General features: G+C 54.7%; 12 protein-coding genes. 8 read left to right on the top strand and 4 right to left on the bottom strand.

Annotated features, from left to right (window positions below; all coding sequences use genetic code 11):
- Window positions 1-95 precede the first annotated feature (95 nt).
- Window positions 96-2,213, top strand: a complete 2,118-nt coding sequence (locus D6C13_RS01940) for a TonB-dependent siderophore receptor (RefSeq protein ID WP_120131273.1) — start codon at window positions 96-98, stop codon at window positions 2,211-2,213.
- Window positions 2,214-2,339: 126 nt separating this feature from the next.
- Here D6C13_RS01940 and D6C13_RS01935 read toward each other — a convergent pair whose 3' ends face one another.
- Together D6C13_RS01935 and D6C13_RS01930 are read right to left on the bottom strand one after the other, a co-directional pair.
- Window positions 2,340-2,930, bottom strand: a complete 591-nt coding sequence (locus D6C13_RS01935; protein ID WP_120131161.1) for a TetR/AcrR family transcriptional regulator — start codon at window positions 2,928-2,930, stop codon at window positions 2,340-2,342.
- Window positions 2,931-2,967: 37 nt separating this feature from the next.
- Window positions 2,968-4,092, bottom strand: a complete 1,125-nt coding sequence (locus D6C13_RS01930; RefSeq protein WP_120131160.1) for an HlyD family secretion protein — start codon at window positions 4,090-4,092, stop codon at window positions 2,968-2,970.
- Between the two features lie 80 nt (window positions 4,093-4,172).
- On the opposite strand from D6C13_RS01930, the gene D6C13_RS01925 reads away from it, so the two are divergent.
- Both D6C13_RS01925 and D6C13_RS01920 read left to right on the top strand, forming a co-directional pair.
- Window positions 4,173-5,726, top strand: coding sequence for a DHA2 family efflux MFS transporter permease subunit (locus D6C13_RS01925; protein ID WP_120131159.1), 1,554 nt, complete (start codon window positions 4,173-4,175; stop codon window positions 5,724-5,726).
- Between the two features lie 264 nt (window positions 5,727-5,990).
- On the top strand, window positions 5,991-6,911 hold the full coding sequence (locus D6C13_RS01920) for a L,D-transpeptidase family protein (protein WP_120131158.1): 921 nt from the start codon (window positions 5,991-5,993) through the stop codon (window positions 6,909-6,911).
- 589 nt (window positions 6,912-7,500) lie between these two features.
- Here D6C13_RS01920 and D6C13_RS01915 read toward each other — a convergent pair.
- Entirely contained in the window at window positions 7,501-8,412 is a 912-nt protein-coding gene (locus tag D6C13_RS01915; RefSeq protein WP_120131157.1) for a cation diffusion facilitator family transporter, read from the bottom strand.
- Window positions 8,413-8,676: 264 nt separating this feature from the next.
- On the opposite strand from D6C13_RS01915, the gene D6C13_RS01910 reads away from it, so the two are divergent.
- Genes D6C13_RS01910 through D6C13_RS01900 form a run of 3 tightly spaced genes read left to right on the top strand, consistent with a single transcriptional unit; the run spans window position 8,677 to window position 13,023 of the window.
- Window positions 8,677-9,867, top strand: coding sequence for an HlyD family secretion protein (locus D6C13_RS01910; protein ID WP_120131156.1), 1,191 nt, complete (start codon window positions 8,677-8,679; stop codon window positions 9,865-9,867).
- Complete coding sequence (locus tag D6C13_RS01905) at window positions 9,864-11,432, top strand: DHA2 family efflux MFS transporter permease subunit (RefSeq protein WP_120131155.1); 1,569 nt, start codon at window positions 9,864-9,866, stop codon at window positions 11,430-11,432. The genes D6C13_RS01910 and D6C13_RS01905 overlap by 4 nt, the downstream gene beginning before the upstream one ends.
- Before the next feature lie 4 nt (window positions 11,433-11,436).
- Window positions 11,437-13,023, top strand: coding sequence for an efflux transporter outer membrane subunit (locus D6C13_RS01900; protein WP_482822410.1), 1,587 nt, complete (start codon window positions 11,437-11,439; stop codon window positions 13,021-13,023).
- A gap of 21 nt (window positions 13,024-13,044) precedes the next feature.
- Here D6C13_RS01900 and D6C13_RS01895 read toward each other — a convergent pair whose 3' ends face one another.
- The gene (locus tag D6C13_RS01895) at window positions 13,045-13,986 is read right to left on the bottom strand and encodes an AraC family transcriptional regulator (protein ID WP_120131153.1); all 942 of its coding nucleotides are present in this window, start codon (window positions 13,984-13,986) and stop codon (window positions 13,045-13,047) included.
- A gap of 163 nt (window positions 13,987-14,149) precedes the next feature.
- On the opposite strand from D6C13_RS01895, the gene D6C13_RS01890 reads away from it, so the two are divergent.
- Window positions 14,150-14,983 (top strand): oxidoreductase, encoded by an 834-nt coding sequence (locus D6C13_RS01890; RefSeq protein ID WP_120131152.1) that lies wholly within the window; start codon window positions 14,150-14,152, stop codon window positions 14,981-14,983.
- 119 nt (window positions 14,984-15,102) lie between these two features.
- Window positions 15,103-16,110, top strand: a complete 1,008-nt coding sequence (gene corA / locus D6C13_RS01885) for a magnesium/cobalt transporter CorA (RefSeq protein WP_120131151.1) — start codon at window positions 15,103-15,105, stop codon at window positions 16,108-16,110.
- Window positions 16,111-16,239: the final 129 nt, after the last annotated feature.

Below are 16,239 nucleotides of genomic sequence, written 5' to 3'. Positions count from 1 at the left end.
GCTTTCGTGCGGAACACTGTTGGCTTTTGGGTTTATTACACACGCATCAATTAATCACCTGATGATTTATCAGGTTATTTATAGGGACTATGAATATGTTGTTGGCTTTCCCCCTCAAACGCTCGGTGCTTATGTGCGCCATGGCACTGGCCGTTCCGGCTGCATCATTGGCTGCCGAAGATACGGTTATTGTCAAAGCCGCACCTGCTGATACCGCAGATGCCCCGACGCAGGGTTACAGCGCAAAAACCAGTAAAAGCGCGACCAAAACGGATCAGCCGCTGATCACGACCGGTCAGGCTGTTTCTGTTGTGACCCGTCAGCAAATGACTGATCAGAACGCGACCACGGTTAACGCTGCACTGAATTACACGCCGGGCGTATTCACCAACTTTGCCGGTGGCGCAACGCGTTATGACACCATCTCCCTGCGCGGTTTCCACGGCGGTGACGTCAACAACACCTTCCTCGATGGCCTGCGTATTCTCAGCGATGGCGCGACTTACAACTCCATTCAGGTTGATCCCTGGTTCCTCGAGCGTATTGATGTGGTGAAAGGCCCGTCTTCTGCGCTTTATGGCCAGAGCATTCCCGGCGGTGTCGTGGTTGAATCTACCAAACGCCCGCAGTTTGCTGAAGAAGGTCACTTCCAGCTTTCCGGCGGCACGCAAAACACCAAAGGCGGCGCGTTCGATTACACCAACGCGATCAATGATCAGCTGGCATTTCGTCTGACCGGTATGACCCGCAGCAGTGATACGCAGTACGATCACCAGCGCGAAGAGCGTTACGCGATTTCTCCACAGTTGCTGTGGACGCCGGATGAAAACACTTCGCTGTTACTGCGTGCCTATCTGCAAAAGGATCCGTCCGGGGGTTATCACGCCGCAGTACCTGCTGACGGCAGCCTGTACGGCCAGAAACTGAGCCGTGGTTTCTTCGATGGTGAAAGCACCCGCAACCAGTTCAAACGCTGGGAGCAGATCTACAGCTACGAATTCCAGCACGCATTTAACGATGTGTGGTCATTCCGCCAGAACGCCAACTACACCCATTCCAATACCGAACTGGATCAGGTGTATCAGGCAGGCTGGAACGCTGACCGTACGCTGATGAATCGCTACTATTCCGGTGAGAAGTCCTCTCTGGATACGTTTGCTATCGACAACCAGCTGGAAGCCGATTTCGCCACCGGCGAACTGGCGCATAAAGTGGTACTGGGCTTCGACTATTCCCACTTTATTAATGACGTGAAATCCGATGGCGCAACCGCTGAGATGCTTAACCCGTACACCGGCGTGGGCGGCGATGCACTGGATTACTACAGCCATTCACGCGGCAAAAACCGTTACGAGCAGATGGGCACTTATCTGCAAGATGAGATGAGCTGGAACAAGTGGTATCTGACCCTGTCCGGCCGTTATGACACGCTGAAAACCTCCAGCCGCAGTTACGAAAGCATCTACGGCACGCAGAGCAACAGTGAACGTAAAGACGAACACTTCAGCAGCCGCGCTTCCCTGCTTTATGCATTCGACAACGGGATTTCTCCTTACGTCAGCTACAGCCAGGCGATGACCCCATCAGCCCTGCCAGGTCAGGACGGCACGCTGCTGAAACCGATGGAGAGTGAGCAATACGAAGCGGGGATCAAATTCCAGCCGGTCGGTACGTCCGATATGTACACGGCAGCGCTGTATGATCTGACGCAAAAAGACGTGGGCAACCGCGTCGTTGTGGGCAGCTACTATGAGCCGGCAGGTAAAATCCGTTCACAGGGTCTGGAGCTGGAAGCCAAGAAACAAGTTACCGAACGCTTCAACGTCATGGCCGGTTATACCTATAACAAAGTACGTATCCGTGATGCGGCGCAAAACAACGGCAACACGCCGTATGTGACGCCAAAACAAATGGCGTCTATCTGGGGTCAGTACAATACCCCGGTGGGTGTGGATCTGGGACTGGGCGTTCGTTACATCGGCACACAATGGGCTGATAACGAAAACACCTTGCACATGCCTTCCGCGACGCTGGTTGATGCTTCACTGCGTATGAATCTGGTGCAGTTTAATCCGCAGCTTAAAGGCGCGTATGTTCAGTTGAATGCCAACAACCTGCTCGACAAAAACTATGTCGCAGCCTGTTACGGCACCAGCTACTGCTACTGGGGCCAGGAACGGACTGTGGTTGCCACTGTAGGTTATGATTTCTGATTTACGCCTTCCCCTCTCAGGAGGGGAAGGCCGGGATGGGGTGTGGGTTTAACACGAGCTTAACCCTCGTGTTGTCTTTAATACCCCACCCCAACCCTCCTTTTCGCAGGGGAGCAGTTCTGAGATTTACTCTTCTGCGAGATTTAACCGCGTCTTCAGCGTTTTCTTCGCACTTTCCAGCAAGGCATCGGAAATCTGCCGGTCCGGCTCACAACGTGCCAGCGATAAACTGCCCATCAGTTCTGCACTCACCGATATCGCCGCAGTTTGCGGATCATCGACGCCCATTTCCTTCAGCTGAAAAATCATCATCCCACGGATCCTTTCGATTCCCCGGGCAAATTCTGCCTGACAAGGCGCCGACATACGGGGTGTTTCCGACGCCAGCGCGGATACCGGACAGCCTTGCGCACGATTGTCGCGATGCCACGCAGAAAGATAAAAATCGATATAGCCCGCCAGTTGCTGCGGTGCGGCCAGCCCCTGATTATTTTTTTCCCAGCGCAGCATCACCTGATTAAACATCTGCTCGATTGCCGCTTCGATCAGCGCCTCTTTCGAGGCAAAGTGCGCATAAAACCCGCCGTGCGTCAGCCCGGCTTTGCTCATCACGCCCGCCACACTGACCTGCAACGGCCCTTTGGCGCGGATAGCTTTCGCCGCTTCTTTCACGATCCGCTCGCGGATTTTAGGCTTATGTTCACTTTCGTAGCGCATAGTAAGGCCCTGATAATCAGAAAATTGCCGTCATAGTTTACCTGACCGCATCGGTTAACGAAACGCGGGCGTCCACCGATAATCCCGGACGCAGCGCCGCGAGATCCGGCTGACCGGCGTCGAGGCGAATACGCACCGGCACCCGCTGGACAATCTTGGTGAAATTGCCGGTGCCCGGTTCAAAGGGCAGCAACGCAAATGTCGAACCGGAACCCGGCGCGAGGCTGTCGACTTCACCGCGAAACGTCACGCCCGGCAGTGCATCCACATGCACATCCGCCCTTTGTCCCGGCTGCATTCTGCCGGTCTGCGTCTCCTTGAAATTGGCCGTCACATAAATCCCCTGCTCCGGCACCAGCGTCATCAGCCGCTGACCGGGCGTCACGTAATCGCCCACCTGCACCTGACGGTTACCGGCCACACCATCAACTGCGGCAAAAATTGTCGTGTGATTAAGATCCTGCTGCGCCAGATCTTCTGCCGCCTGCGCTTTCACCACAGCGGCATTTGCCAGCGCCAGTGCCGCTTCAATCTCAGCGCGTTTTGCATGCGTGACCGCCGCCTGATTTTGCGCCACATCCAGCATGGCCGTGGCATGCGCTGAGGTCTGTTCCGCGGTCACGGCAGTAGTTTTATACCGGTCGGCATCATTGCGTGACGTCGCGCCACTGACCGCCAGTGACTGATAACGTTGTTGTTCAGCTTCGGCATGTTGCTGCTCGGCGCGTGAGGAACGGATCGCCGTGCGCGCCGCTTCGATTTGCGTCAACGCCAGCTGTTCCTGCGCCTGCTGGCTGAGTAACGCGGCTTGCTGTTGCGCGACCTGAGCGCGGGCATCTTCGAGATCTCCGCGTGCCGCATTCAGACGTGCTGTAAATTCTTCACTGTCGATCAGAACCAGTTTATCCCCCGCATGCACCCGCTGGTTGTGGCGCACCAGTACTTTGGCCACAAATCCCTTCACCTTTGGTGCAACGGTCGTCGCATCCGCCGTCAGATAGGCATCGTCCGTGGATTCCGCCGCAGGCGCTGCCAGCAACCAGGCGGCACCGCCTAAGGCAACAGCCAGCGCAATGCCGCTGACTACAAAGATCCGCTTCGAGCGTTTACTGGCTTTTTCTGCCGGGATCGGGATCCCTTCACCTGCTGTGGTTTCACTCATTTTTACTCTCACTCATTGCATGATACTCATCATATTAATATGATACTCATCATACAAACAAGCCCCGGGATATCACAAAAATGTCTGCCACCCTGACTCCAGCCGCGACGCTCTCGCCTGCGGATTACCCGACATCACGCAAGTTTCTGATTTTCAGCATTATGGCGTTTGGCATGTTTCTGGCGCTGATCGACATTCAGATCGTCGCCGCCTCGTTAAATGATGTGCAGGCCGGGCTGTCTGCCGGACCCGATGAAATCAGCTGGGTACAAACTTCGTACCTGATCGCCGAACTGGTCATGATCCCTTTCTCGGCATTTCTGACGCAGGCGCTTTCCACCCGCTGGCTGTTCAGTGCCTCTGCCGCGTTGTTTACGCTCAGCAGTATCGGTTGCGGATTGTCGTGGAATATCGAATCGATGATCTTCTTCCGCGCGTTGCAGGGCTTTACCGGCGGCGCGATGGTGCCGACCGTATTCGCCACCGGCTTTGCGATGTTTCAGGGCAAACAGCAGGCGTTGATCCCGGCGATCCTCGGCATGGTCAGCGTATTGGCACCGACGCTCGGACCGACGGTCGGCGGCGTGGTGACGCAACTGCTCGACTGGCGCTGGATTTTCTTCATCAACATCCTGCCCGGCATTCTGGTGGCGACCGGCGCAGTGCTCTTCATCCATGTTGATAAGGCCGATTTTTCGATGCTAAAACGCATCGACTGGGTGCATTTACTGTCGATGGCGATAGCACTCGGATGTCTCGAATACGTGCTGGAAGAAGGTCCGCGCAAAAACTGGTTCAGTGATCCGCAAATTCAGATTTCGGCGTGGTTCTCGCTGGTGGCCTTCGTGCTGTTTCTCGAACGTTCCTTTTATTCCAAAAACCCGATCGTGCGCCTGACGCCTTTTCGTGACCCGACTTTCACCTTCGCCTGCCTGTTCAATCTGGTAGTCGGCTTTGGGTTGTACGCCTCGACCTACCTGACGCCGGTGTTTCTTGGCCGCATCCGTGATTTCAACAGCCTGGAAATCGGCACGACGGTGTTTGTCGTCGGCGTCGGCCAATTTTTCAGCACCATTCTCGCCGCCAGATTAATCGGGCGCGTTGACCGCCGGTTGCTGATTGCTGTGGGATTATCCGGTTTCGCTCTCAGTTTGTGGCTGACCACCACCGTCACCCCCTTCTGGGGATCGGATCAGTTTTTCTGGCCACAGGTCGTACGCGGCTTGTTTATCATGTTGTGTATCGTACCGAGCGTGAACATGGCGCTGACCGCGTTTCAGGGGTCTGAGCTTCGTTATGCGTCGGGGTTATTTAACCTGATGCGAAATCTCGGCGGCGCGATTGGTATAGCGACCGTGAACACCTGGTTGCAGGACTGGACGCAGGTACACGCGGCACGTTTCGGCGAAAGTCTCGGACAATATGGTGATACCGCGCAGGAAGTGATTGGATCGCTGGCGCAGAGGATCAGCCATCTGACGCCGGACACCGCGCAGGCCTTACTGATGGCAAAAGGAATGTTTGGCGCAAGGGTTGCCGCGCAGTCTCTTACGCTGGCCTTCAATGACATTTTTCAGGTGATGGCCTGGATGTTTGTGGCGGCGCTGATCATGGTGCCGTTTTGTCGTAAATGAGCAAACGAATGTAAAGAAATGTGAAGTCCGATTCAAAAAATGCGGTTGCTGAAGGGAACTTTTCCAACAAGGTGAGAAAGCTTTGGCCTGTTTGAAATAAATCCTTATAATTAGCGGCCCTGTAAGGCGATTCGTTACATATCCTGAGTCCCTTTCAAGTGCTATGTGCAAGTACACTATCTCTCCGGCCAGTTTCGATTGCGTTGGGGGGAATCAACATTCTGACAACAACTGCCAGTGTGGCATTAACGACCAACGAAAAATATGAAAATGAGCATTCGCGCAATCCTTACCCTTGTTTTGGCAGTTGCTGCATATAGCCAGGCATCTTTTGCTGTGGTCTATCCTCTGCCGGCCAATAACGGTCGTCTGGTCGGTGAAAACATCACAGTGATTGTTTCTCAGGGCAGCAGCCTGCCACTGGAACATTTCGCAGCACAATACCAGATGGGTTTGAGCAACATGCTCGAAGCCAACCCTGGCGTTGACCCGTTCCTGCCGACTCCTGGCACAGTGCTGACCATCCCTCAGCAGCTGATCCTGCCGGATACTCCGCATGAAGGCATCGTGATCAACAGTGCTGAAATGCGTCTGTATTATTACCCGAAAGGCACGAATACCGTCGTGGTGCTGCCAATCGGTATCGGTGAACTGGGCAAAGACACCCCGATGAACTGGGTCACCACCGTTCAGCGTAAAAAAGCCGGCCCGACCTGGACTCCGACCGCGAAAATGCATGAAGAATATGCTTCACGCGGTGAATTCCTGCCAGCCGTCTTCCCTGCTGGCCCGGATAACCCGATGGGTCTGTATGCGCTTTACGTTGGTCGTCTGTATGCCGTTCACGGCACCAACGCCAACTTTGGTATCGGTTTGCGCGTGAGCCACGGTTGTGTGCGTCTGCGTGATGCTGACATCAAATGGTTGTACGACAACGTTCCGCAAGACACCCGCGTTCAGTTCATCAATGAACCGGTGAAAGCGTCCGTTGAGCCAGACGGCAAGCGTTACATTGAGATCCACAACCCGCTGTCTTCTAACCAGGAAGAGTTTGATTCCCAGCAGCCGCTGCCAATCACGCTGACCGGCAGTGCTAACACTGTGGCGATGGATCCTGCGGTTAACCAGACTGTGGTTCAGCGCGCGATCGAGATGCGTTCAGGGATGCCGGTTCAGGTCAACTGAGTGCGCCGCTGACGTATTTGTGAAAAAGCCCCGATCTTCGGGGCTTTTTTTTTGCATAGTGCCGATGCAAAGGCGGCTGTTTAAATCAAGACCTTGGGCTGCCACCCAAACCGGCCTCAGGGGTGGCTTATCGCCGCCACCCCTAAGAACCCCGGGCTCTTTCACTGCGCGCTCCGCTCGCTGACTATGTTTCAGGTACCCCTGCGACAGGCTGGAAATCTTGCCGCTGCGCGGTTCCTTTACTCGGGTTTCGAGCCTCAGGTCTCGAACCTCTCGCGCAGCAAGCTTTCTGATTCGCCCGCACGATCTTAAATTCAAAAGCTGATTCGTTTCATTTTTTAGAAATGTTGATTGGCGTGCTTAAAAATGGCACCGAATGAATGGTTCGAGACCATAGGCTCGAAACCTGAAATGAGGGAATCGCGCAGCGATGACATTTTGCGCCACTCACAATTGCGTCGGAACATGTCCGTCGTTCCAGCGATAGCGCGCAGTGAAAAAGCGCGGGAGTCCAGAGGGCGCGCGCTTACGCGTCCTCTGGGCCAGTTTGGGCGGCGAGCCCAAGGTTTTGAATTTGAATTTGAAGAAATCAGCTCAGGATATTATCTAACCGGTCGTCATCAATCCCGTCCGGCTCCAGATGCGCTGTCACATCCGCTGACTTAAACAGTTTACTGACCGCCATTTCAGCCGCATCGCCGATATCGTGCCCGATATCAACCGTCAGATTGCCATCGACTTCGAGGTGGAATTCTACAAATACGCGGTCGCCGCCGTTACGGGTACGGATGTCATGCACGCCGCGCACGCCTTCAATACTTAATACTGCCGCTTTGATGCGCTTGCGGTCGTCGGCGCTCAGTTCTCTGTCCAGTAACTGGGTCAGCGCATCTGCCGCCATACCACGGGCGTTCCACAGCATATAGAAGGAAATCAGCAATGCGCCGATGGAGTCGGAACGCGTCCAGCCGAAGTAGCGCTCGAAAATCAGCGCCAGCAGTACGGCGATATTCACTGCGACATCCGTGATGTAGTGCGCGCGGTCAGCGGCAATCGCCGTCGAGCCGGTACGTTTCACCACATACGTTTGCATCAGCACTAAGCCGGTGGCTGCCAGAGAACTGCCGATGATGACCCAAATCCCGAGGCCGAGTTGCGCCAGCGGTGCGGGGTTAATGATGCGCCCGATGGATTCAACGCCAAGCACCAGTCCTGCGCCACCCAGCAGCAGCGCCTGAACAAACGCCGCCACGGCTTCGGCTTTGCCGTGCCCGTAACGATGGCCTTTGTCTGCCGGACGGATGGCGTAACGTACGCCGATTAACGTTACCATCGAGGCCAGCACATCGACCAGCCCGTCGGCGGCGGAAGTCAGCAACGCAATCGAGCCGGTGGCTGCCCAGGCCCAGACTTTGACGCACACCAGAACCAGCGCCACACACAGGGAGACCAGCGAGGCAATACGCGTCAGGCCTTTATAGGAAGGCGCCGGACGGCTCATGGTTTGCTCCTGCGGAGCAGAGTGTTTTGGGAAGTGATCACAAGAATTTCCTGAAGCAAAGAATCAAATTTATTTGATAAATACAAATACCAGCCCCGCAGTATAACCCATTTCGACCTTTTAAGACCTTCCCTATGGTTTGGATCTTCGTGCCCTCACTAAGGTTTATTGACCTATATTTACTTGCATTTACATCAATACAATCTAGCTTAAAACAAGATTTCTTTGTTCAGGCGCGCGCGCACCGATAATCAGAAGAGCATTATGACAAGCGAAAAAAATAACCAGCCCTCCGCGTCTGAAGACGCACACTCAGAACTCGATTCCAGCCAGGTAAAATCAGGAGAAGGTCACAAAGAAAATGCTAAAGGCCAGAATGAAGCCAATAGCGACAATCAGGATAATGAGGAAAAACGCAAAGACCCAGGCAAGAAGCCGCTGATTATTCTTGGGATCGTCGTGGTTGTGATGCTGATTGTTGCACTGGTCTGGTGGCTGATGACCAAAGATCAGATAAGCACCGATGACGCCTTTACCGAAGGCGATGCCGTGACCATCGCGCCGAAAATCGCCGGGTATGTCACTCACCTTGCGGTGAAAGATAACCAGTTCGTCAAAAAAGGCGATCTGCTGGTGGAAATTGACCCGCGTGACGCCACCGCGCAACGTGACCAGGCACAGGCGCAGCTCGGTCTGGCCGTCGCGCAGTTGCATCAGTCGCAGGCGCAGTATGACCTGGCTAAAGTGCAATATCCGGCGCAGCTGGCCCAGGCGAAAGCTCAGCAAACCCGTGCGGAAGCCAATTTACTAAATGCCACCGCTGATTTCCGCCGCCAGCGCGGTGTGGATCCGCGTGCGACCACGCAACAAAATATTGATACGTCCAATGCGCAGGTACGTTCTGCGGCAGCGGATCTGGAAAACGCCAAGGCGCAGGTGCAGGTTGCCGCGCAGGTTCAGCTGAATATCCGCCAGGCCGAAACTAACGTCGAAGCACGTCAGCAACAGGTTGAGCAGGCGAAAGCCCAGCTGGAAACTGCTACGCTGAATCTTTCTTATGCGCAGGTTCGCGCACCGTTCGACGGCTATGTGACCAAGCGAAATGTGCAACTCGGCACACTGGTTCAGGCCGGTACGTCGCTGTTTTCCGTGGTTTCGAAAGATATATGGATCGCCGCGAACTATAAGGAATCGCAGCTCGAACGTATGCAACCGGGCGATAAAGTCACCATTACCGTCGATGCCTTCCCGGACATCAAACTTCAGGGGCATGTGGACAGTATTCAGCAGGGCACCGGCTCGCGTTTCTCGGCCTTCCCGGCTGAAAATGCCACCGGTAACTACGTGAAAATCGTTCAGCGCGTGCCGGTGAAAATCGTCATCGACAGCGGTCTGGATGAAAATCACCACCTGCCGCTGGGTCTGTCTGTCGAACCGACGGTGACCGTCGAATGAATGAAAATCGCAGCTACTGGAAACCCAAGGCCAATCCGTGGGCAGTTGCCGCCGTCGTAACCATTGCGGTGTTCATGGAAATCCTGGACACCACCATCGTTAACGTGGCGCTGCCGCACGTCGCCGGTTCATTGTCTTCCAGCTACGACGAATCCACCTGGGTTCTGACGTCGTATCTGGTGGCAAACGGCATCGTGCTGCCAATTTCAGCGTTTCTCAGCCGTGTGATGGGCCGCAAAACTTACTTCCTGATTTGTATCGGTATGTTTACCGTCTGCTCTTTCCTGTGCGGCGTCGCCACTGAACTGTGGCAGATGATCCTGTTTCGCATATTGCAGGGCTTTTTCGGCGGCGGTTTGCAGCCGATCCAGCAATCGGTGCTGCTCGATTACTTTAAACCGGAAGATCGCGGCAAGGCGTTTGGCCTGTCATCGATTGCCATCATTGTCGCGCCGGTTGTCGGCCCGACGCTGGGCGGTTACATCACCGATAACTTCAGCTGGCGCTGGGTGTTCCTCATCAATATTCCTGTGGGCATTATCGCCCTGCTGGCGATTTATCAGCTACTGGAAGATCCGCCGTGGGAGCGAAAGGCCAAAGGTAAACTCAGTATCGATTACATCGGTATCGGGCTGATTGCACTCGGTTTAGGTTGCTTACAGGTAATGATGGACCGTGGTGAGGATGACGACTGGTTTAACTCCGGCTTTATCGTAACTTTTGCTGTGCTGGCCGCAACGGGTATCGTCGGGGCGATTTACTGGCTGCTATACGCCAAAAAACCGGTGGTCGACTTACGCTGTATGAAGGATAAAAACTTTGCAGTGGCAGGTCTGCTGATGGCCGGTATGGCGATGATTTTGTACGGCAGTTCGGTGGTGATCCCGCAACTGGCACAGCAGCAGCTGGGTTATACCGCCACCCTTTCCGGCCTGGTGATGTCGCCGGGCGCGATACTGATTGTATTGTCGATCCCGCTGGTGCTCAAACTGATGCCCATCGTGCAGACGCGTTACATCATTGCATTCGGCTTCTTCCTGCTGGCAGCCTCGTTTATCTATTCGGCGACGCTGACGCCTGACGTCGATTTCACCACGCTGGTGATGTATCGCAGTGCGCAGTCAATAGGCCTTGGTTTCCTGTTCGTGCCGCTCACCACTATCGCGTTTGTGACGATCCCGCAAAAAATGAATGCGGACGCCGCAGCGCTGTTTACCATGTTCCGTAACGTCGCGGGGTCGATTGGTATTTCGCTGGCAACCGCAGGTGTGACTGAGCGAACGCAGGCGCACAGCGCCCATATGGCGCATAACATGTCGCCGCTCAATGAACAGTTTAATCAGGCAGTCAGTAAAAGCGCTGCGGCTATCCGTGATTTCGCCCACATCGTCGGCGACCCGATGCAGCTGGCGACCGTGCGGATGTATCAGGAGATGATTTCGCAGTCGCGCATTCTGGCTTACATCGATGTGTTCGGTTATTGCGCCATCGTCGCCGTTATTTTGATCCCGTTTTGTTTCCTGCTTTCGCCCGTTAAGAGCGAAGGTAATGCCGGAGCACATTAAGTTGATTACGACCCGGAAGTATAAAAAGACTCATGTTATTGCCCTTTCAGCCATTGCGGTTGCACTGGCCGGTTGCTCCGTCGGCCCGGATTATCAGAAACCTAATCCGGTGACGCCGACGGCGTATAACGATATGACACAGCCGAAAGACAAAGACGGCGCGTCGATTGCCCTGCCTTCGGAGCCGAATCCGTTATGGTGGAAGGCGTTTAACGACCCGCAGCTCGACAGTCTGATCACCCGCGCCATTGCCGGAAATATTTCCCTGCAACAGGCCGTTTTACGTATCGCCGGTGCCCGTGAGCAGGTGAAACAGGCCGAAGGCGCCTGGCTGCCTTCGGTGCAGGGCAGCGCGAAAATGACGCGCCAGCAGCTCGGTCTGAAAGGTATTCTTGATTCCAGCGGGGCATCGCAGCAACTCAACGATCTGAGCCCGGAAGCGTCGGGGGCTATTGATACCGCCACCCGACCAGTGAATCTGTATCAGGGCAGTTTCGACGCCAGCTGGGAACTGGATTTATTTGGCGGCACACGCCGTCAGGTTGAAGCAGCGAATGCGCAGACCCAGTCGTCCATCGAACAACGCAACGATGCCCTGGTGTCGCTGCAAGCCGAAGTCGCCCGCACGTACCTGCAACTGCGTGGTGCACAAAGCGTGACGGACGCCATTGAGACGCAAATTGACGTGGCGCAGCAAACGCTGGATCTGACGCAAAACCGTCAGCAAAACGGACTATCGCCACAATTAGATGTAGAAAATGCCCGTGCGCAGTTAGGTTCCCTGCGCGCTCAGTTGCCGCAATATCAGGCTCAGGAACGTCAGGCGATGAACGGACTGGCGGTTTTACTCGGTCAGGCACCGGGCTCGCTGGATACCGAACTTTCCGCGCCTAAACCGATGCCTGTCCTGCCCGCTGCCGTGCCGGTCGGCGTGCCTTCACAGCTGGCGCGTCGTCGTCCGGACGTGCGCAAAGCCGAAGCCGATTTACATGCAGCGACCGCCAATATCGGGGTTTCCGTCGCACAGCTCTTCCCGAGCATTTCGCTTACCGGTCAGTTCGGTATGCGCAATACCGACGTGAGTTATCTCGATAACTGGAGCAGCCATTTCTACTCATTTGGCCCGCAGATTTCCCTGCCGATTTTCCAGGGCGGACGTCTGGTTTCCAGCGTACATCTTTCCCGCGCGCAGCAGGCCAATGCGGCGCTCAATTACCGCCAGACCGTGCTGACGGCGTTGCAGGATGTCGATAATGCGCTGGTGAGTTACCGCACAGATCAGGATCAGGTGAAGGGTTTAGACCAGACCACCGAAGCGTTGCAGACCGCGTTTGATCTGGCGAGCGACAGTTACCGTCAGGGGCTTTCGACGTTCATCAACGTGCTCGATGCACAACGTCAGCTTGCGCAGGCACATCAGCAATCCGCAGAAGCGAAAGTGAAAACCAACACCGACCTGGTGTCATTGTATAAAGCGCTGGGCGGCGGCTGGGAGCCCTATCAGAACGTCGATTTGCCGACCTATACCGTGTTTGGCCCGGCAGCGACACCGGATGTAAAAGTACAAACCACGTCTGGCGTGACACCGTAACGTAAACTTTAACCAACAGGCTTAATGCGAAGAGATAAAATCAGACGGCGCGGACGGGGCAGGCAATGAAAAATTCTGCCTCATCCGCGCCACTTCGCTGACCGGCGTCAGCCCGAATAAGCGTTTAAATTCGCGGCTGAACTGCGACACACTTTCATATCCCACCTGCGCACTGGCCGCCGACGCGGTCAGATTATTTCGCAGCATCAGCAATCTGGCCTGATGCAAACGGGTGGACTTGAGATACTGCATCGGCGACGTATCCGTGACGGTTTTAAAGTGACTGTGAAACGTCGGCAGACTCATTCCCGCTTCTTTCGCCAGCGCGTTCACATCCAGATGCGAATCGTATTCTGCGTGTAATTTCCGTAATGCCTTCACCACTTTGCCAAACTGCCCCTGCATAGTCAGCGCACTGCGCAATGTCGCGCCTTGTGCACCGGTCAGCACGCGGTAGTAAATTTCGCGCATCATCGCCCTGCCGAGGATTTCTGCATCCACCGGCGACGCCATTACCTGCAAAAATCGCAATACCGAGGCGCGCATCGCGTCATCCATCAGACTCGACACCATACTTTTCGGCGATTTCACCTGCGCCGGTGAGTAAGCATCAAGCTGCAACATCAGTTCAGCGGCCAGACTGAAATCCAGCCGCAGATAAATTGCCAGCATGGGTTCAGCGGCGCTGGCCTGCGTCTCCATGGTAAACGGCACCGGTACCGACACCATCAGATAATGCTGCGCGTCATACAAATAGACATCATTGCCTAAAAAACCGCGCTTACTGCCCTGCACCACAATCACAATGCCAGGCTCATACAAAACGGGCGTACGCAAAAGCGGGCGATCAGATCGTAAAAAACGCACATCCGCCAGCGCGGTGAGATTGTAGCCCTCATCGGGTGTCAGCTGGTCCAGCAGCGCGATCATCTGCTCAGTGACGGTCAAAGCCGGAAACGTCATATCAACCTGAAAATACGCAGCGGAAAGTGAATTCAGTGTCGCACCGGGAACCGGCTACGTCCAGACACCTCAGAGGAACAGGCAAACATCAGAGAGGATCCGGGCTACGTTTCTGATACTGTCCGCCCTATTCTGCAAGTCCGCTTTTTACTGAGGAGTTTGTATGAACCAGTCAAAATTATTCTTTATCACCGGCGTCAGCAGCGGATTTGGCCGCGCGCTGGCGCAAGAAGCCCTTAAAGCCGGACACCGTGTGGTCGGTACCTTGCGTGATGCACAGGTCTGCAAAGAATTCGACGCGCTGGCGCCGGGGCGCAGCTTTGGCCGCATGCTGGATGTCACCAATTTCGCTGCTGTTGCTCAGCTTGCTACGTCAGTGGAACAGGAAATCGGCGCTGTCGACGTACTGGTCAATAACGCCGGTTACGGGCATGAAGGTATTATGGAAGAATCACCGCTCAGCGAAGCGCTGCATCAGTTTGACGTCAATGTCTTCGGTGCGGTGACGGTCATCAAAGCGTTCCTGCCCTGTTTTCGCCAGCGTCGGGCCGGACATATTCTCAACATCACCTCGATGGGCGGATTTATCACCCTGCCCGGCATCAGCTATTATTGCGGCAGTAAATTCGCCTTACAGGGGATTTCTGAAACGCTAACCCAGGAGCTAAAACCGTTCAATATTGCTGTGACCGCCATCCAGCCCGGCTCGTTCAGAACCGACTGGGCGGGACGCTCAATGGTACGTTCTCCGCGCAGTATCAGCGATTACGATGAAAGTTTCGGGCCAGTTCGTGAAGCGCGGGAGAAGCGCAGCGGCCATCAGCCGGGTGATCCGCACAAAGCCGCTCAGGCCATTTTGCAACTGGTTAACTCACCTGAACCCCCCGCGTCTCTGCTGCTGGGAAGCGATGCGGTGAAATTCGTCAGGGAAAAACTGCAACAAATGCACACCGATATTGATGCGTGGGAAGAGGTGAGCCGTTCCACCGATGGCTGAAACACTCTTTTAAGATTCCCGGTCAGCGCTTTTCTATCAGACTGCGCTATTCTGTTCAGACACTGAAATCATCCTGCCTGCGGGCAGGATTTCCGTCTGAATAACAATCGGGTAAAACAATGAACTCCATTTCTAACGAAGATAAAAAGCCCAGCTGCGATTCAGTGATCAACAGCGTGGCTTACCGCGACGGTAAGCGTCTGCAGGATGTCACGGTCGAAGACATCAGCGAAGTGCTGAAAGAGCCGGACACGTTTGTCTGGCTGGGGTTATGGCAACCTGAAGATGCCTACATGCGCAGTATTCAGGAAGAATTCGGCCTGCACGACCTGGCGATTGAAGATGCGCTGACTGCCCATCAGCGGCCAAAAATCGAGCAGTACGGCGAATCGCTGTTTATCGTCACCCACACCGCGCAGAAAGTGAATGAAACCATCGAATACGGCGAAACACATCTGTTTCTGGGTAAAAACTTCCTGATTACTATCCGTCACGGTGCCTCGTCGAGCTATAAAGAAATCCGCAAGCACGCCGAAGAACGCCCGGAAATGATGAGCAAAGGCCCCGGCTATGCGCTGTACTGCGTGCTCGATTCCATCGTTGATAACTATCTGGAAATTCTGCATCAGTACACTGAACAGTTTGATGCCATCGAAAAACAGATGTTCCAGAACACCTTTAATCAGCAGGCCGTTCAGCAGGTCTACAGCCTGCGTCGTGACTTGCTTTCACTGCGCAATGCCGCCGTGCCGATGGAGGATATCTGTAATCAGCTCAGCCATCACTTTGAGGAACTGGTACCCAAAAGCCTGCGCGCCTATATCCGCGACGTTCAGGATCACGCTAATCAGGTGATCCGCACCACCGACGACATGCGCGAAATGTTGTCCAATGCCATGCACGTCAATCTGGCGCTGGTGTCGGTACATCAGAACGAAGTGGTTCAGCGGCTGGCAGGCTGGGGCGCGATACTGGCGATCCCGACGGTCATTTTCAGCCTGTACGGCATGAACTTTAAAAACATGCCTGAACTGAATGACTGGTGGGGGTATCCGGTAACGCTCGGTGTGACCGTCGCCGGTTGTGCGTGGCTTTACTGGAAACTCAAGAAGTCTGGCTGGCTCTAGGTATATTATTACCGGAATACGCCATTAAATTAACATGCGAATAACAGAAACCGCTGTTATTCGCGTTGTTTAATTATCCTGACAATTTTAATTCCGGTTTATTCTATTTCCCTCTTTCTCAGCAGCCTT

Source organism: Rahnella woolbedingensis (assembly GCF_003602095.1).
Taxonomy (GTDB): domain Bacteria; phylum Pseudomonadota; class Gammaproteobacteria; order Enterobacterales; family Enterobacteriaceae; genus Rahnella; species Rahnella woolbedingensis.
This window is presented reverse-complemented; position numbering and strand designations above follow the sequence as displayed.